The 18,607-nt window shown below is 47.7% G+C and carries 17 protein-coding genes; 6 read left to right on the top strand and 11 right to left on the bottom strand.

Going from position 1 to position 18,607, the window contains the following annotated elements:
* The first annotated feature begins 419 nt into the window (after positions 1-419).
* Entirely contained in the window at positions 420-3,044 is a 2,625-nt protein-coding gene (locus SK38_RS02320) for an SIR2 family protein (RefSeq protein WP_048234970.1), read from the top strand.
* Here SK38_RS02320 and SK38_RS02315 read toward each other — a convergent pair.
* The 6 genes from SK38_RS02315 to SK38_RS02295 form a co-directional block, all read right to left on the bottom strand.
* A complete protein-coding gene (locus tag SK38_RS02315) occupies positions 3,031-5,049 on the bottom strand; it encodes a replication endonuclease (protein WP_231587301.1) in 2,019 nt (672 codons plus the stop codon). The genes SK38_RS02320 and SK38_RS02315 overlap by 14 nt on opposite strands.
* Positions 5,039-5,314: a DUF5405 family protein gene (locus tag SK38_RS02310; RefSeq protein WP_048234968.1), complete on the bottom strand. Its 276-nt coding sequence runs from the start codon at positions 5,312-5,314 to the stop codon at positions 5,039-5,041. Before SK38_RS02310 ends, SK38_RS02315 begins: the two co-directional genes overlap by 11 nt.
* A 30-nt stretch (positions 5,315-5,344) precedes the next feature.
* Positions 5,345-5,554, bottom strand: coding sequence for a DUF2732 family protein (locus SK38_RS02305; protein ID WP_048234966.1), 210 nt, complete (start codon positions 5,552-5,554; stop codon positions 5,345-5,347).
* A gap of 66 nt (positions 5,555-5,620) precedes the next feature.
* Positions 5,621-6,121 (bottom strand): hypothetical protein, encoded by a 501-nt coding sequence (locus SK38_RS02300; RefSeq protein ID WP_048236392.1) that lies wholly within the window; start codon positions 6,119-6,121, stop codon positions 5,621-5,623.
* The gene (locus SK38_RS25085) at positions 6,118-6,288 is read right to left on the bottom strand and encodes a hypothetical protein (protein ID WP_197089498.1); all 171 of its coding nucleotides are present in this window, start codon (positions 6,286-6,288) and stop codon (positions 6,118-6,120) included. The genes SK38_RS02300 and SK38_RS25085 overlap by 4 nt, the downstream gene beginning before the upstream one ends.
* Before the next feature lie 14 nt (positions 6,289-6,302).
* Positions 6,303-6,578 carry a regulatory phage cox family protein gene (locus SK38_RS02295; RefSeq protein WP_048234964.1) on the bottom strand — a complete coding sequence of 92 codons (276 nt, stop codon included), beginning with the start codon at positions 6,576-6,578 and terminating at the stop codon, positions 6,303-6,305.
* A gap of 122 nt (positions 6,579-6,700) precedes the next feature.
* Between SK38_RS02295 and SK38_RS02290 the strand changes: the two genes are divergently transcribed.
* Together SK38_RS02290 and SK38_RS02285 are read left to right on the top strand one after the other, a co-directional pair.
* Entirely contained in the window at positions 6,701-7,000 is a 300-nt protein-coding gene (locus tag SK38_RS02290) for a helix-turn-helix domain-containing protein (RefSeq protein WP_048234962.1), read from the top strand.
* A gap of 96 nt (positions 7,001-7,096) precedes the next feature.
* A complete protein-coding gene (locus SK38_RS02285) occupies positions 7,097-8,104 on the top strand; it encodes a phage integrase (RefSeq protein WP_048234961.1) in 1,008 nt (335 codons plus the stop codon).
* A gap of 203 nt (positions 8,105-8,307) precedes the next feature.
* On the opposite strand, the gene clpA is transcribed toward SK38_RS02285, so the two are convergent.
* Positions 8,308-10,584: an ATP-dependent Clp protease ATP-binding subunit ClpA gene (gene clpA, locus SK38_RS02275; protein ID WP_003036804.1), complete on the bottom strand. Its 2,277-nt coding sequence runs from the start codon at positions 10,582-10,584 to the stop codon at positions 8,308-8,310.
* A 30-nt stretch (positions 10,585-10,614) separates the two neighbouring features.
* Complete coding sequence (gene clpS / locus SK38_RS02270) at positions 10,615-10,935, bottom strand: ATP-dependent Clp protease adapter ClpS (RefSeq protein WP_003036810.1); 321 nt, start codon at positions 10,933-10,935, stop codon at positions 10,615-10,617.
* Positions 10,936-11,258: 323 nt separating this feature from the next.
* Here clpS and cspD point away from each other — a divergent pair, with 323 nt between their 5' ends.
* Entirely contained in the window at positions 11,259-11,483 is a 225-nt protein-coding gene (gene cspD / locus SK38_RS02265; RefSeq protein ID WP_003036813.1) for a cold shock-like protein CspD, read from the top strand.
* 74 nt (positions 11,484-11,557) lie between these two features.
* Here the strand turns inward: cspD and macB are convergent, their stop codons facing one another.
* On the bottom strand, positions 11,558-13,504 hold the full coding sequence (gene macB, locus SK38_RS02260) for a macrolide ABC transporter ATP-binding protein/permease MacB (protein ID WP_032943949.1): 1,947 nt from the start codon (positions 13,502-13,504) through the stop codon (positions 11,558-11,560).
* Positions 13,501-14,616, bottom strand: coding sequence for a macrolide transporter subunit MacA (gene macA, locus SK38_RS02255; RefSeq protein WP_008785219.1), 1,116 nt, complete (start codon positions 14,614-14,616; stop codon positions 13,501-13,503). The genes macB and macA overlap by 4 nt, the downstream gene beginning before the upstream one ends.
* A 159-nt stretch (positions 14,617-14,775) precedes the next feature.
* On the opposite strand from macA, the gene SK38_RS02250 reads away from it, so the two are divergent.
* Positions 14,776-15,723, top strand: a complete 948-nt coding sequence (locus tag SK38_RS02250) for a VirK/YbjX family protein (RefSeq protein ID WP_048234957.1) — start codon at positions 14,776-14,778, stop codon at positions 15,721-15,723.
* Here SK38_RS02250 and SK38_RS02245 read toward each other — a convergent pair.
* Positions 15,720-17,378, bottom strand: a complete 1,659-nt coding sequence (locus SK38_RS02245; protein ID WP_003834292.1) for an ATP-dependent endonuclease — start codon at positions 17,376-17,378, stop codon at positions 15,720-15,722. The two genes, SK38_RS02250 and SK38_RS02245, sit on opposite strands and share 4 nt — an antisense overlap.
* Before the next feature lie 371 nt (positions 17,379-17,749).
* On the opposite strand from SK38_RS02245, the gene aqpZ reads away from it, so the two are divergent.
* Positions 17,750-18,445 carry an aquaporin Z gene (gene aqpZ, locus SK38_RS02240; RefSeq protein WP_003840208.1) on the top strand — a complete coding sequence of 232 codons (696 nt, stop codon included), beginning with the start codon at positions 17,750-17,752 and terminating at the stop codon, positions 18,443-18,445.
* Positions 18,446-18,607 lie beyond the last annotated feature (162 nt).

Genomic DNA, 18,607 nt, shown 5'->3' with positions numbered 1-18,607 from the left:
CGCCGCTTCGCTTCATCTCGTTACTCACCCGCAACCATAATAACGCCACAAGGGCACGCTCAGGCGCTGGAAAAATAAAATAAATACCCGCCTCAGCGCGCAATGCTATCCCCGCCACGCCTGCCCGCTTGATGGGTCGGTTTTAATGCAGGTGCATTCTCAGTTACCGTCTTCTGCACTACAGCCCGTACTATTAAATTTATGGCACACTACTCATGCAAATAAATGCATGTCAAGATAAAAATTGCGATTATTGAACATTAAAAGTTTTCTCTTAATGCTCAACATCTTTTAGTTCCCACAAGCAAAACATGAGATGGTTCACACCTTTTTGTCACTTTTTAAGAATTTTACACTAAAATATTGTTAACATATAGTTTTGATGCTTTAGGCTTACACAGTACTCAAATGAGGATGTTATGATTGACAATTATGTGGCTGATGAGAAATTATTAATTAAAAAAAGGACTGTTAAGGACCTTGCTGATTACATAAATATACGCTCAGGACAAACACCAAATTATTCGTTATTTCTTGGAGCCGGAGCATCGGTAACATCCGGTATAAGAACTGGTTTTGAGTTAGTTCAAGAGTGGCGGAAAGAAATTTTCACTAAGTTTTCTAAAGAGGATTATACAACATCTGACAACGCTATTGAGTGGTTATCTAAAAAACATCCCGACTGGTATGATAAGAATAATGAATATTCATCTTTGTTTGAGAGGAAATTTGTTCTACCTTCTCAACGCAGACGTTTCGTCGAACTACAAGTTGATAAAAAACTTCCATCAATTGGTTATGCTTATTTAGTTGAATTATTTGAAAGTGGTTTTTTTGATACTGTATTTACAACAAACTTCGACGATCTAATCAATGAAGCATTCTATCAATTTTCATCCAGCCGGCCATTATTATGTGCCCACGACTCTTCGATTAAAGGAATATCAATCACCTCAGCGCGACCAAAGATCATAAAACTCCATGGTGATTATTTATTTGACAGTATTAAAAGTTCTTTAAGAGAAACGGAATCACTTGAAAACAACACTCGCGAAAAATTAATAGAATTTTCGAAAGAGTATGGTCTGATATTCATAGGTTATGCTGGTAACGACACATCTATAATGGATGTATTAAAGCATTTACTTAAGCAAAGCGACTATTTAAGAAATGGAATATACTGGTGCACACGTAAAGGCGATCAAATCACCCCAGAACTATTTAAATTATTGAACCATGAAAAAGTTTATTGGGTTGAAATTGATGGCTTTGACCAACTTATGGCTGAGTTAGTACATGAACTAGGGGGTGAACTATCTTTTGGCGGGAACCAAAAATCTACTAAAAGAGAGAAAATGATTCACAACTTCATCATTGATGAATTCGAATTACACAACCACAACTTAATATATAAAGATATTCAAAAACTTAAAAAACAGAGTTACACGCAAGACATTTCAGCATTGATTAATGAACTATCCGAGGGAGATAACGACGAACAGAGAATTCCAGAGGAGGCATTTAAAAACCTTTTATCAATAGATAATTTAATTCGTTCTAAAAATTATAATACTGCAGAAGATAAACTAAAAAAACTCATTATAGAAACTGAAGACGATAATCTAAAATCAAAATACTTACGACGTTTAATCGATATTAAAGAAGATCAAGAGGATACTAAATCCGCCTTAGAATATAGCGACAAATTAATCGAACTTGACGAGTTCAATATAGGGTATTCATTAACCCGCACAAATATATTCCCAAAATTAGAAGACAAGATAACATATCTAAAAAGTTTACTTGAAAAATTCAAGTATAACATCGATCTTAAAAATTACCTGTGTTCAATATCTTTAAAACATCTAGAAACCAATGACGATAAAGTTATAGAATTCCCTGAAATTTACAAACTTCTTGAGGAAAGCTTAAAGCAAGACAACAGTTTAACCAATGATGCTTGGAAAATCAAATATAACGCCATCAAGTGCGAGCACTTAACAAACCATGATAAAACAGATAGAAATAAATTATCCCGAGAAGTATTGGATATAATTAAAGCCACCAATCCTATCCACGACACCTACCTTCAACTTTATTCAGATCATATTTGCTCATCGCAAAAAAGAAAGAAAATTTTCGAATGCATTGATGATTTGAACGAAGCATACAAGATAAGCTCAAAGAGTAAGAGAAAAAATATTCTAAAATATCTAACTCAATTACATCTCTCATTATTTGAAATCGGAGTTACTGAGGATGAAGATGATAAGATAGATGTTAAATTTGACTTATCACTATACATGAAAAATTTCATAACCCAATATGAAGATGAATATGACGTTTCGTCAATAGCGCCATTTATTATATTTAAAGCACGATATGAGATTGGTTGCAATAAAAACATCCAAGCTGGCATTAATTATGCTATAGAGGCTATGGAAAGCCCATGGTATAACGACCACATCCAGTTAATTGTAGATATTTTATTAATTGATCGCACTAACATACCTATGGTAGAAGAATTTTTGGATACATTGCCACGTGACACCTCTGAGTCTTTAATTCTAAAAATTAAATCTGATATTGCCTATTTAAAACATGATTATTCAACTTCATTAGCATTACTTGATGAAGCCCTAGATAAAAAATTAAATTTCGGCAGTTATATTCTTGCAAAAACATTCATAAACTTGCTCGCCAGAAATTACCATGAAACCATAGAATTAGTTAACAAAAACATCGATAAAGTTAAGGATGTGAATGAAAAAGACATACTAATTGTAAACAGAGAACTAGCCAAGAAAAAATTAAATATGGAAATAAAGAAACACGAAACATTATCCATTTTATCTCACCATAGTTCCAAGGGTATCATTTCCATGTCCGCATTCTTTATCCTCGACAAGGAGTTTGAGGGTACTAGGCTACTTGAGGCCCTCTTAGAGCAAGACTTCATCAACTACTTCAGGTTCATCGAATGGCCAGTATTGCCAGAAAATATTATGTCTCCATATGCGCCAAATATAATTAAAGCAGCTTAACATAAAGCTGGCAGACGCTAACTCTGCCAGCATCTTTTCTCAGCTTCTCATTATTTAGTTCCAATTTAGCTTTAGAGGCATAATCATATTGCGAATTATCTGCCTTGTTAAGACTTAATCCACAGTTATTGACAGGACTCCGAGGCGCGGCAATGCCGCTTTTTAAAGTCAAAGGCTCAACGGCCAACAGCTTTGGAACGATGCGCCATTCGGCTGTACGGGTAACATGTATCAGCTCAGAGCCCAAGTGCGGAGCGTAGATGCCCACGACTCTCTCTATATCCTCTTCGTAGGCGTTGACCTCGTCAGTCACGTTACGAGCCACACGGACGGTCTGACTATCACGTGGTACGTTCGCCCCACCCTGCGCCGCGATATAAAGGTCAAACTCACCCTCGTCAGCTGCGGCTCTTGTAGCCTCGACTCGCTCATCAAATTCATCAGCAATGCTTACGCCACGAGGTAATTTGCGCAGCTCACGATATGCCCCCATCGTTGGCAGTCCAATAGATTTAAATTGCGGGATACGCCACGTTGACGCCCATGCGGTTACTGCTGCTGCAGTATCAGTGAGAGGTTTACCGGTATCGTGATCGACTTGCCCATCAAGTGCATACCCGTCGATATTCTTCGCAATGTATTTTGCGATGTAACCGGCTGCACCACCTTGATTGAGGTGCTTCGCTTCAAAACGCTGTGCTGCAGCACCCTTTTCGTCGCCATCTTCCTTTAAGGCATAGCGTCGCATGATTTCAGTAATATGTTTACGTTGCTCTGGTTTGCAAAAAAGCATCATGTGCCAGTGCGGCGTTCCGTCATGATGCGGCTCTACAACGCGCATACCATAGACCTGCAAATCATTATCTTTAAAGGCTGTACGCATCAGGCTCCAGATACGACATAAATACCGCTGACCATCCTTCGGCGTAAAAGCGGTGTCATTCCATCCGTGATTAAGTTGCACCGTCTTTTTATCGCCCTTTCCGACCTGACGTGTAGGGTGATACTTCGATGGCGTGGTGATAGTGATAAACATACCGACGTCACCCTGCCCAGACGCATAGCGTTCAATACCTGCGATTGTGTTCATCAGTTCCATACGACGGATTTCAGGGTTTGAAATACTTCCCATGACTTTGCTGATGAGATCGATACGCTCACCGGTAACTTTGTTTTCCAGCTCGCACGATTTGAGGTATTCGAGATTAGCCAAGCGGCGAGAATGCACGTCGCGGATCGCCGTTCTGCTGGCGTATGGGGAACGGTCTTTATTCACCTCACCGGCAGCAATCAGCAATGCCTCGTGCCAGCGCATACGCTGCGCCTTAAACTGGTTAATCCACCACTCATCATTAATCAAACGAGATATAGCGGAAAATGCCTGGCGGATCGTGATTTGCCCTTTGCAGTATTTTTTCCAGAACATCGGTGTAATGTTGAATGCGCGAGCTGCACCAGCAACGTGGCCGTACAAATGCGCCTGAGCCTCATCAGTAAAAAGAGTCTCTTTACCGCCGTGAGTATCAGCCCAGGCGTCGCTAAGTTCTTCATAAGCAACATAGAGCTGCGAAGCGATACGGGCAGCAAATTTTTTGAGAGCCTTGTCACTCATACCTGCTAAACGCGAATAGCTTTCGCGCTCACTCAGGAAGAGTAGCGATGCCGTCTCGTTCATTCCGTTTAGCTGATTGACCCGCTCAAGACGCGGCCCCACCCTTTTCTCGACAGTGTTCTTGAGGAAATAGAAACCATGAAGGGGGCTTTTATTACGACGGATGAAATCATAACGCGAGTTAAACAGCGTTTTTAAGACATAAGGCAGACGATTAACTTTACCTAAAACACCTTGCACCTGACGGAATTCGCCACGTGTAAGAGGTCTGTCACGGCCAATTGCAGAACGTGGAGCATTCCAGGGATAAGCGCCGACGAATGTATCATCGGTGTGCTTCGAGAAAGGAGGTGGTGGCGAAGGGGCAGTACGCCCCCGAGGTTCAGCAGCCATTCGAATTGAAGGCGTCCAGACATTGCTTCGCTACGCGCTCAATCTGAGTTTCAAGCGCCGAGAAACAGGTAGCATCTCCCGTTAAAAGGTCATGCAAAGTAAGGCCTGAAACGAGCTTAGGGATAGTTGGGTAGTAACCCACAACATCCAGCCATTCCTTACCTTCGTTTTTCCCGGAGGTAGCGATTTTCTTTTCCTGCAAAATAAATTGATAGCGGTCGCTGGTAATAACGTACTGGTTATTTATATCGATACGGATACTCATTCTTATTTCCTTCTAAAGTGGATAACCCGTTCAACCGAAAATTGAGTTATGCAATTTTTCTGATTCTTGACCTAGCAACTCGATAATCTCGGTGCGGTTAAGTTCTGACTTGCTGATGTGCGCGATAAGCCCGTCAAATTGAGAAGAGAAACGGGTCGCAATGTCGCGCTGTGCTTCACTTACTGCCTGCTCCAGAAGTGCCGAAAACATGCCTCGCTGCGCTGTTTTTTGTTTTTGCATTTGCCTATCTCCAGACAAAAGGAGTCCCCACGCTGTAAGGCGTGTAATAAATCGAATCCAGATTAATTAATGTAAATACTGCTCAGGTTTTACCGAGGTTAAAATGGTCGGCGCGTACTCAAAAAGGCTAAACAGCTCTCGCAAGGCACGGAAAAGTTTATCCCGCCAATAGCATTCCTCCTCGTTCAATCGCCAGTGCGGCATACTGAATTCTTGATCTGTGAGACCGGCATGACGAAAAAGAGAACGCCTTTGGCTAACAGTAAGACGGCTAATAAACGTTGTCCTAGAAGAGCCATGCTGGCGAAACCGACAAAATGCGAATCTCAATTCATCCAGCGCACAAACAAGACGCTCACGATCTGCTTCATCCATTTCTTCTAAGCGCATGACAGAATGGCGTTGTTTTAATTGAGCATGGAAACACACTGTCAGTCGTTCGCGTTCCATCATTTGGTCGTAAAAATCACAGGTGTCCTGCCAGCGTGGTTGAGCCAGGTACTTACCAACCAGCCCTCGTAGTGCCGCTGGCTGTTTCTGGATCACATCAAGAGTCATAACGGTCATAGCCATGTCCCTCTTTTTCTGACCAAACGGCAAAGCGTTTCAATAACGCCAGGCTTACGAGTGCGGATGATGATGCCTTTACGCCCCTTACCATGAGTAATCTTGAACGTCATAGAGCGTGGGCTTTCATTACGCAGTAATTGAGCGATACAGCGAGGCTCTTTCATTTAGCTTTTCTCCTTTATGCCCGTCCACCCAAACCCAGCCACATGAGCCAACCTTCACGAATTTCTTTCGGGCGGCTTTCATAGGCAAGTTTCATCCCATTGTTCCAGGCAGGTAGGTACACCCAGTATTCTCCTGCCCGACCTGATGTCGATTGCGGATCCGTCATTTCAACTACCGGTAATTTCCCTTTTTCAATCATTCCTCTCACCGCTGCTGGGGTCTTACCAATAAGCTTGGCAAACTCTTGATAGGGGACGGCATCACTACTACTGACAATTTGTTTACTCATCTGTTAACCTTTCATCTAGATCTAACCAATGGGTTTCAATGTTCTCTAATGTGCCTTAATTAAACTTAGAAAAACTTGAAACATAGTAGAAGATGTCGTGATTATTAGAGGATCTCGATAACATGTCAACAGCAATCAGTGTAAAGCTGGCTCTCATACGTGAGTCAGAGAGGCTAAACAGGAAGCAATTCTCTGAAATTACTGGAGTTCCTTATAGCTCATTAACCTATTATGAAAGCGGCAGAACGATACCCCCGACGGACGTCGCCATGAAAATTCTTCAACATCCTCGTTTCAGCAAATACACCCTTTGGTTTATGACTGAACAAATATCACCAGAAGCTGGGCAGATTGCACCGGCTCTCGCGCACTTTGGGCAGCAGACAACAACGTCACCCCACTCCGACCAGAAAACTGGCTAACCATTTACGGCTCTTATTTGTGTAGTAAATGCACCAAGAGTTTTTGTTATTTAAATCAGGAAATTGAAGTAAGCAGTAACATCATCGGGAGGCTTTATGTCTGTTAAAAAGCTCGATGATGGTCGATATGAAGTGGACATCAGACCTGCAGGGCGCAACGGAAAGCGCATCCGCAGGAAGTTCGATAAGAAAAGTGAAGCTATCGCTTTTGAAAAACATACGCAGTACAACCATCACAACAAAGATTGGTTGGCTAAACCGACAGATAAGCGGCATCTGTCTGAATTAACAAAAGTCTGGTGGGATCTGAAAGGTAAGCATGAAGAACACGGAAAATCCAATTTGGGTAAGATTGAAATCTTTACCCGGATCACTGATGACCCTTGCGCGTTCCAGATAACCAAAGCGCTTATTAGCCAGTACAGCATGACTCGCAGAGGGCAAGGCATAAAACCGGCCAGTATTAACCGCGACCTTACCTGCTTGAGTGGTATGTTTACTGCGCTAATTGATGCGGAACTGTTTTTTGGTGAACACCCTTTCAGAGGGATGAAAAAGCTAAAGGAGCAGAAACCAGAAACAGGCTATCTGACACAGGAAGAAATAACATTGTTGCTTGCCAATCTTGACGGGGACAACAAGAAAATCGCGATTCTTTGTTTAAGTACCGGCGCTCGATGGGGTGAGGCCGCGAAACTGAAAGCTGAGAACGTAATACAGAATCGGGTGACGTTCGTTAAAACAAAGACGAACAAACCACGTACTGTCCCTATCTCTGAGGAAGTAGCTGTAATGATTGCGGGTAAGGGGTATCTGTTCCCTGATGCCTCATATCCGAAATTCAGGCGAACAATGAAAGATGTAAAACCGGATCTACCGGACGGGCAACCAACTCACGCATTGCGTCACAGTTTTGCTACCCACTTTATGATTAACGGCGGGAGTATCATCACCTTGCAGAGAATACTGGGACATTCACGGATAGAGCAGACAATGGTCTATGCGCACTTTGCCCCGGAGTATCTTCAGGATGCTGTTTCACTCAATCCGCTACGTGGTGGTGTTGACTCCCAGAGTGTCCACACTGTGTCCACAGTAGGGTAGTTTATTATGGCTTTCAGTGGTCTTGCGTGCCGCGCAAACCCGCATTGCACCGCTGAAAGCCCATGTTACCTACCCTGAAAAACGCCCTTACGCAGGCTTATTTTTTGCCTGCCGTTTAAACTCCCTGAATATCCCAATTCAAATCACGATTATCAGGCGAAAAAAAACCGGGCATTACGCCCGGCTGATTAGGTGATTAAAGATTAATGTGCTGCTTCTGGCTTGTGCTTTTGCGCACTCTGGAAGCCATAGGTCAGCTCATTTTTCTCTTTATCCAGCGCAACGGTCACCTGGCCACCATCCACCAGCGAACCGAACAGCAGTTCGTTAGCCAATGGTTTTTTCAGGTTATCCTGGACCACACGCGTCATTGGACGTGCGCCCATTGCGCGGTCGTAGCCTTTCTCTGCCAGCCAGTCACGCGCTTCCTGACTCACTTCCAGAGAGACACCTTTCTGATCCAGCTGAACCTGAAGCTCGACGATAAACTTATCAACAACCTGATGAATCACCTCGGTAGAGAGATGATCAAACCAGATAATGTTGTCGAGACGGTTACGGAATTCCGGCGTAAACACTTTTTTGATTTCGCCCATTGCATCAGTACTGTTGTCCTGATGAATCAACCCAATCGATTTACGCTCAGTTTCACGCACACCAGCGTTGGTGGTCATGACCAGCACCACGTTGCGGAAATCCGCTTTACGCCCGTTATTGTCGGTCAGCGTACCGTTATCCATCACTTGCAGCAGCAGGTTAAAGACATCCGGGTGCGCTTTTTCGATTTCATCCAGCAGCAGTACCGCATGCGGATGCTTAATAACAGCATCGGTCAGCAAACCGCCCTGGTCGAAACCGACATACCCCGGAGGCGCGCCAATCAGGCGGCTAACGGTGTGGCGTTCCATATACTCGGACATATCAAAACGCAGTAGTTCAATGCCGAGTGCTTTGGACAACTGCACCGTGACTTCAGTCTTACCGACGCCAGTTGGTCCGGCAAACAAGAACGAACCAACCGGTTTATGCTCGTGTCCCAGACCGGCACGGCTCATTTTGATCGCTTCAGTCAGCGCCTCAATGGCTTTATCCTGTCCGAATACCAGCATTTTCAGACGGTTGCCCAGGTTTTTCAGCGTGTCGCGATCGCTCTGCGAAACGCTCTTCTCCGGGATCCGCGCAATGCGGGCCACAACGGACTCGATATCCGCCACGTTGACGGTTTTCTTGCGCTTGCTGACCGGCATCAGACGCGCACGCGCGCCCGCCTCATCGATCACGTCAATCGCTTTATCCGGCAGATGACGATCGTTAATGTATTTCACCGCCAGTTCGACCGCTGCACGCACCGCTTTGGCGGTATAGCGGACGTCATGGTGAGCTTCGTATTTCGGCTTCAGACCGTTGATTATCTGCACGGTCTCTTCTACCGATGGCTCAGTGACATCGATTTTCTGGAAACGACGCGCTAAGGCACGATCCTTTTCAAAGATATTGCTGAATTCCTGATAGGTTGTGGACCCTATCACACGGATCTTACCGCTGGAGAGCAGCGGCTTGATCAGGTTAGCCGCATCCACCTGGCCGCCCGATGCCGCACCCGCACCGATAATGGTGTGGATCTCATCGATAAACAGAATGCTGTTAGTATCCTGTTCCAGCTGTTTCAGCAGCGCCTTAAAGCGTTTCTCAAAATCACCGCGATATTTGGTGCCAGCCAACAGCGAGCCGATATCCAGGGAGTAAAGGGTGCAATCAGCCATGATTTCAGGCACATCACCCTGGACGATACGCCAGGCGAGGCCTTCAGCAATGGCGGTTTTACCGACACCAGACTCTCCCACCAGCAGCGGGTTGTTTTTTCTGCGACGGCACAGTACCTGAATGGCGCGCTCCAGCTCTTTGTCCCGGCCAATGAGCGGATCAATTCCGCCCACTCGGGCAAGCTGGTTAAGGTTAGTCGTGAAGTTTTCCATACGGTCCTCCCCGCCAGCTTGCTCTTCGTTATTTGGCTGATTCCCAGAGTCAGAAGACTGACTGGGTTCGTCTTTGCGCGTGCCATGAGAAATAAAATTCACCACATCAAGACGACTTACTTCATGCTTACGCAGCAGATAAGCCGCCTGAGATTCCTGCTCGCTGAAGATAGCGACCAGCACATTTGCGCCGGTAACTTCATTGCGCCCGGAGGACTGAACATGAAAGACCGCGCGTTGCAGTACACGCTGAAAACTCAACGTTGGCTGCGTGTCGCGTTCTTCCTCACTGGCAGGCAATACAGGTGTGGTCTGTTCAATGAAGGCTTCGAGTTCCTGACGGAGCGCCACCAGATCCACAGAACACGCTTCCAGCGCTTCGCGGGCCGATGGGTTACTGAGCAACGCCAGTAACAAGTGCTCGACGGTCATAAACTCATGTCGGTGCTCGCGCGCTCTGGCGAAAGCCATGTTTAAACTGAGTTCCAGTTCTTGATTGAGCATAGGCACCTCCCCCAATGTTTATGCCTGCATTCAGGCTTTTTCCAGCGTACACAGCAACGGATGCTCGTTCTCCCTCGCATATTTGTTCACCATCGCTACTTTGGTTTCAGCCACTTCGGCAGTGAACACACCGCAGATAGCTTTGCCTTGATAGTGAACTGCAAGCATCAGTTGCGTTGCACGTTCTACATCATAAGAAAAGAATTTTTGTAACACGTCAATAACAAACTCCATCGGAGTGTAATCATCATTGACTAATATCACTTTATACATAGATGGCGGTTTTAGCGCGTCGCGCAATTTGTCTTCCGCCAGCAGATCGAAATCCAGCCAGTCGTTCGTCTTACCCATTGTCAGTCGTCATCTTCAGTTACGGTTTCCGGCAGAAAATCTTGCCGCTGACAAGCAGCCTATGCGCACAATCAATCTACCTCAAGTATTAGATAACTATCATCTATTAGTGCCATCCGCGACATCTGTCACATAACCGACAATAGCGTTAACTGCTTCAAATTTTGATGCATTTTTACCCTATTCCGTCTGCATGGCGCTTGACGCCCCGCCTGATTTCTCTAAATTGTAGTCTCGAGAGTTGGCGAGGTTTTGAACAGCCCCCACTCCGCCACCGGTTCATTCCATCTTACTTATATAAGATTTACGAAGGATGTCGAAGTATGGAAACGGGTACTGTTAAGTGGTTCAACAACGCCAAAGGGTTTGGTTTCATTTGCCCCGAAGGCGGCGGCGAAGATATTTTCGCCCATTACTCCACCATTCAGATGGATGGTTACAGAACGCTAAAAGCCGGACAGTCTGTCCAGTTTGATGTCCACCAGGGGCCAAAAGGCAATCATGCCAGTGTCATCGTGCCTGTCATTGAAGCAGAAGCTGTCGCATAGCTCTTCTGTCTCATTGTGTACATCCCGCAGTCAAAATGCCAGCCCTTGCGGCTGGCATTTTTATCTCTGTGGCATTATTCCCGCGCCAGAGCATCTACCGGATCCAGACGTGCCGCATTCCGCGCCGGTAGCCAGCCAAACAACACACCGGTTGCAGTCGAACACAGAAACGCCGTCAACAGCGCGACGGGTGAAAATCCAATTTCCCAGCCCGGCAGAAATAGCTGTAGCGTAAAAGCGATTAGCATCGACAGGCTAATGCCCAACGCGCCGCCAACCAGACACACCAACACAGCTTCAATTAAGAACTGCTGCAGCACGTCACTGGCGCGAGCGCCAACCGCCATACGAATGCCAATCTCACGCGTTCGTTCGGTTACTGAAACCAGCATAATATTCATCACGCCAATCCCACCGACCACCAGCGAAATCACCGCCACCAGCGTCAGGAAGAGTTGTAATGTACGTGTGGTCTTTTCGGCGGTTTTCAAGATGCCGTCCATATTCCAGGTGAAGAAATCCTTCTTACCGTGGCGCAACGTCAACAGTCGGGTCAGTTGCTGTTCGGCCTGGGCACTGTCAAAACCATCCTTCACCCGCACGGTGATCGAGTTCAGCCACGACTGTCCCATAATGCGCCCGGACATAGTGCTGTAAGGCAGCCAGACACGCAGGATCTTGCTACTGCCAAACATCGACTGTTTCTCTTCTGCAACACCAATCACCGTGGCAGGCATATTCCCCACCAGCACGACTTCGCCAACAACTTTCGCTTTATTGGGGAACAACTGACGACGGGTATTGCTGTCGAGCACCACCACCTGAGCGCGCCCCGCCAGTTGCTCGGCGTTAAAGGTGGTCCCTTCGCTAAATGTCATGCCATAGACGTTGAAATAGTCGCCGCTAACGCCATTAGCACTGGCAGCAACATCGATATTGCCATAGCGTAACCGCAGGTTCTTCGACACCGCAGGCGTTACTGAACTGACCCAGGGCTGCTTCTGTAGCGCCGTCAAATCGTCATACTTCAACGCCTGTTGATATTGCGGATCGTCGTCGCCGAAGTCTTTGCCTGGATAGATATCAATGGTGTTAGTACCAATAGCGCGAATATCTGCCAGTACCAGCTGTTTAGCCGCATCGCCTACCACCACGATCGACACCACCGAAGCAATACCGATGATGATCCCAAGCATGGTCAGTAGCGTACGCATCTTATTCGCGGCCATTGCCAGCCAGGCCATCGTAAGCGCTTCACGAAAACCGCTGACAAACTGGCTCCAGCCGGATGCCGTTTTCACCGTTGGCTCCGCGATATCGCGTCCGCCAGAGGGGTTCTGTGGCGGTGGATTGCGCACAATCTCGCCGTCACGAATTTCAATGACCCGTTCGGCCTGCGCGGCGACCTGGCTATCGTGAGTAACGATAATTACCGTATGCCCGCGATCGCGCAGCTGATGCAAAATCGCCATCACCTCTTCGCCGGAATGGCTATCCAGCGCACCGGTGGGTTCGTCGGCAAGAATAACCTGCCCCCCGTTCATCAGCGCACGCGCGATACTGACCCGCTGCTGCTGACCACCGGAAAGCTGGGAAGGTTGATAGTCAACCCGGTCACCCAACCCCAGCCGCTGGAGTAATTCCTGCGCACGCGCCAGGCGCTGCTTACGTTCAGTGCCCGCGTAGACCGCCGGTACCTCAACGTTTTGTGCGGCGGTTAAATGCGACAGCAGGTGATAGCGCTGGAAGATAAAACCAAAATGCTCACGACGCAGTTGCGCTAGCGCATCGCTATCCAGCGTAGAGACATCACGTCCGGCAACGCGATACGTACCGCTGGTTGGCTTATCCAGACAGCCGAGAATGTTCATCAGCGTCGATTTACCCGAACCCGACGCCCCGACAATCGCCACCATTTCCCCGGCCTGAATGCTCAAGGATACGTCCTTCAACACCTCAACCTGGCCTTCGCCTGACGGATAGCTGCGGCGGATATGGCTCAGCTCAAGCAATGCTGTCATTTTGCAGCTCCAGCGTTGCCCTCACCGGTAATGACTTCATCCCCCTCTTCCAGCCCTTTCACGATCTCCACATCGGTGTCATTACGCGCGCCGATAACCACTTCACGTTCGCGGGTTTCGCCGTTACGCAGCAACCTGACGTTATAACGATTATTGCCGATAGGATCGCCCAGCGCCGACAGCGGGATGGTCAGGACATTTTTGACATCAGTGAGCTGGATATGGACCTGCGCGGTCATATCCAGACGCAGGATCCCTTTCGGGTTGGGAACTTCGAAGCGGGCATAGTAGAAAATCGCATCATTCACTTTCTCTGGCGTCGGAAGAACATCTTTGAGCTTACCTTCATAGCGTGTTTGCGGATCGCCCAGCACGGTAAACCAGGCCTTTTGCCCAGGATGCAGGTGAATTACATCAGCCTCAGAAACCTGCGCTTTTACCAGCATGGTGCTCATATCCGCCAGCGTCAGAATATTAGGGGCCTGCTGGGCGGCAATAACGGTTTGCCCTTGCAGGGTAGTAATTTGCGTTACTTCGCCAGCCATTGGCGCAACGATGCGGGTGTAATCAAGGTTGGTTTTTGCCGTATCGAGAGAGGCCTGATTACGCTTAATTTGCGCGTCAATTGTGCCAATTTGCGCCTGTTTGACCGCCATTTCGGTGGCCGCCGTGTCGAGATCCTGCTGTGAAACGGCCTGGGTTTTCGCCAGCTGTTGTTGGCGGGAGAGAGTGACCCGCGCCAGCTTCCACTCAGCTTCGGCTTGTAAACGCTGGGCGCGCAATTCCATTAGCGTCGCTTCAACCTCTTTGATTTGGTTTTGCGCCTGTTCAGGATCGATAACACCGAGCAACTGATCTTTTTTCACTTTATCGCCAATCGCGACCGACAGCGTTTTTAACTGCCCGCTGACCTGCGCCCCGACGTCAACTTTACGCAGCGCATCCAGCTTACCGGTAGCCAGTACGCTTTGTTGCAGATCGCCAGGTCGAACAATTAATGTTTGATACTGAGGTAAAGGCGCATTAAGCGTTCGCCAAAGTGCAATTACCGCCACAATAAGGATGACGGCGAACAGAAAATAGCGTTTTTTGATTTTTCCCTTGAGCTTCATAAATGTCCCAATACCCCCAATACGTCCACCAGAGTGGAGTGCTAATCATCAACGTTAAATAAATCGCCGTTGAAAAGCGCAAGAATAACAGAGTTATTGATGAATGGTTAAGATCCGCTGTGCTGAAATTAGTACAAGGGTATCAATCGGATTTATATTATGAGCCAGCTAACTGAAAGCACTTTTCTTTCCACCAAACCAGTCACGCGTTTTGGCCTTTTTTTCAGCCTGAGCAGCGGTCATTTACGGCCCGCACATTGCTGGGATAAACGGAGCTTTCGTCGTAAGTTTATCTGGCGTTCATTATTGATACCCCGCCTCACTCAGGAATGGATGACTGAACTGGCCCAATGGCCGGATCTTGGCCCCCTGCTCGCCCGTCAACCCCGACTGCCGGTTCGTTTGCACCGTCCTTATCTTGCGGCAAACTTCTCCCGCAAAATGCGTTTAGATGCGGTGCGTTTTCATTACCATTTTATCCGCCACGCATTCTTACCCGCTGAATTTAACGCCTTATTAAGCAATGACGGCTTACATCTGGCGCAAACCGAAGGTAAAGACGGCGATATATTTACCATCACCATGATGATGTTTCCGGTACTGGATAAAGAGGGTGAAGCCACCATTCAGGTGCGCAATGGTGACGGAGACGTGCTAACTAAAATGACGTTTACGTTCTGCGAATATAATGGGAAAAGGACATTATTTATTGGCGGTGTGCAGGGCAATGCGCAACTACCGCACGAAGCAATCCAAAAAGCGACGAAGTCCTGCCATGGAATTTTCCCAAAACGTATTGTGATGGAAACCATTTGCCGTTTAGCCGAACAGTTGAATATTGAAAAAGTTATGGCTGTAAGCAATGAACAGCATATCTTTCGCAGTCAACGCTACCACGATAAAAACAAGGTGATCCATTCTGACTACAACGCTTTTTGGGAGTCGGTTGGCGGTGAGTGCGACAGCAACGGGTACTATCATATTCCGCGCACGCTGGCGCGAAAAAGCGAGGCGGATATTGCGAGCAAAAAACGCGCAGAATACCGCCGCCGCTATCAGCTACTGGACAGCATCCATTCGCAGCTGTCGTCGATGTTTCGCCACTAATCCGCTCTACCGCGTGCCAGCCACAGCACGCGGGAAAACATTTTTCGCAGCAGCGTTGGCACCGCATCAACGCCCCGCCGCCCGGCTTCCATCGCCACCTCAATGGCCAAATCCGGTTTTGACGAACGATGTATCGCCTTGGAGATTATTTTGCGCATATTCATAGGCACATTCTCCGGAATTTGCGCCACCCGGTGAAAGACGTCAGCAAATCCCTGGCGATACATAAAGTGTTCCATATCCAGCGCGGGGAGCATGGTCAAATGCTCACGCTCTTCCTCTCTGTCGTCATTCAATAGGCTACGTACCGTGGCCGCGTACTTTTTCCCGGCTTCATCGCCATCGACCAGCACATGCCACTCTATCCCCATCCGGCGGGCGAATTTAACCAGCGGCTTAAGACCGGACTGGGCAAATTCAATGACTTTAATCCCTTCTGCATCAAAGTGATGTCCGCACTGGCGGGCCAGTTCGTTAATAACCCAGGTTTCCGTTTCACCTTCCACCAGCAGCCAGCAGCGGGCAAACAACGATGACGCACGATTAAAACGAATATGAAATGCGATTCGCCGACCATCTTCTGCACTGATCCCACCCGGCCCCAGCCGCCAGGCAGCGACGCGGGATGATTCACGTACCAGACGAACAACATGCTCAACAGGCGTAAGGGACAGCAGCTCACCGGAGTTGGTGGTCGCCACTCGCTGCAGAGGCAGTAAATTCAACAAGTGCCAGGCCACCGACAGCATGATGGGATGTAAACGCGTTTCCGGATCTTCCACCAGCAGTAAAGGTCGGGCGTCTTTATCGAGCCTTAGCGTGCCTTTGGCCTGCAACAAGGTCGAAAACAGGCCCAACAGAATAACCCGGTGCGTACGTCCGCCGGGTTTATCAATCATGCGGTTAATAATGTCCAGATAGCGCCAGCTTCGTTGTTCGTTATTGGAGCGACGGCGCATCAGACGGTAGCGGGACTGGCCAGCCCCCTGCTCGGAAAAATAGTGCTCCAACAACTGAACCATGGCCGATAACCCCTGGCGGATCTGCCCGTCGGTCAGGTTTTGCGGCCGGGTAGCCAGCTCACGCGCCAGAAAATCCAGTTGGCGCGCGGTGACTTCGACATCCGCCGAGTCCGGCACGGTACCGTTGCGGATCCGTCGCATAAATCGCGCGTCGCGCAGACGCAGTACCGGCATCAGACGCACAAGGTGGCGCGCCTGATCGTTAATGTCATCGAGAGGTAATGGATGGCCGTCGCCGTCAAGAAAACTGCGCAAGGTCAGAACGCTACCGTCATCCGCACACTCGCCTTCCAGGCGATAAAAAATGCGGTGATAGCCATCCTGGCACGGCGTCCAGCTGGCTTCCAGAGGACGATAGCGACGCACCCGGTGACGACCCGGCTGGGATTCACGAAACGTCAGGATAATGTGCAGGTGGTGTTCCCGGCCCTGTATATCACCCGGCGGGAACCAGAAATCCTCGCGGACAAAATGATACAAGTCTGACTCCGGCGACAGCAGCAGGGTCAAGGCATCCAGCAGACTGGATTTACCCCACGCGTTCTCCCCAATCAGCACGTTGCTCTGCTCCAGCATCAACGACAGACGGTTAATACCACGAAATCCAACAATCTCAACGCGTTCGAGAATCATATAGCCTCCGGAAATGCTAACTTTTTCCTTCAAGTTATCAGGAGTATAACGGCAAGCGAGCGCTCAGGACACCCGATATCAATCTGGCGTGAATCGCAAAAGCAAAAAAAATAAGAATATTCTTCTTATGTTTTCTCCTGAATATAATTTCAGAACTTAATCATCGTCCTTTCGCTAATTGAACTATGCTTCATTCACCCAAGATTCAAAAAGGAATCGCAACATATTGCCTTAAATCAAATTTTTTCATCAATTTAACTGGCGAAGGGATGATATTTTTTTCTAAAATACCCGCTCTTTCATCATCGTCCCTTTTAGCGATGAATTACCGGGCAAGGAACACGAACCCGGAACTTTTAATTGAGGTGGTTATGTTCAGGAAATTAGCAGCTGAATTCTTCGGTACGTTTTGGCTCGTTTTTGGTGGGTGCGGTAGTGCAGTGCTGGCAGCCGCATTCCCGGAATTGGGTATTGGATTTGCCGGTGTCGCGCTGGCATTCGGCCTGACAGTATTAACCATGGCATTCGCTGTGGGTCATATTTCAGGTGGGCATTTTAACCCGGCGGTAACCTTCGGTTTATGGGCTGGCGGTCGTTTCCCGGCAAAAGATGTTATTGGTTACGTTATTGCTCAGGTTGTGGGCGGTATTGTTGCAGCTGCGGCACTGTATCTTATTGCCAGCGGTAAAGCAGGTTTTGATGCAACGGCCAGTGGTTTTGCTTCGAACGGCTTTGGTGAACATTCACCAGGAGGTTATTCCATGCTTTCTGCCGTCGTCATTGAAATTATTCTGACCGCAGGTTTCTTATTAGTGATCCACGGCGCGACCGATAAACATGCTCCGGCAGGTTTTGCACCTATCGCAATTGGTCTGGCGTTAACACTGATTCACTTGATCAGTATTCCGGTCACCAACACCTCCGTAAACCCGGCACGTAGTACCGCAGTAGCCATTTTCCAGGGCGGCTGGGCATTGCAACAATTGTGGTTCTTCTGGGTCATGCCGATTATCGGTGGGGTTCTCGGCGGTCTTATTTACCGCACCCTGCTCGAAAAACGCGATTAATCGCTAACAAAAAGGCCTGGCGAAAGTCAGGTCTTTTTGTTCCTCTCTATATTTCCTTTTATTTGCAACTTTACTCCCCTCTTTGCATTGAGTAGTGTGTATACCCGTTATACTTCAAGTTGCAGATGTGTTGACTGCGCTCGCTCCCCCCAGTCACGTACT

It is taken from the genome of Citrobacter sp. MGH110, from assembly GCF_001037515.1.
Taxonomy (GTDB): domain Bacteria; phylum Pseudomonadota; class Gammaproteobacteria; order Enterobacterales; family Enterobacteriaceae; genus Citrobacter; species Citrobacter portucalensis.
The sequence above is the reverse complement of the archived record's forward strand: the minus strand, read 5'-3'. Positions and strand labels throughout refer to the sequence as shown.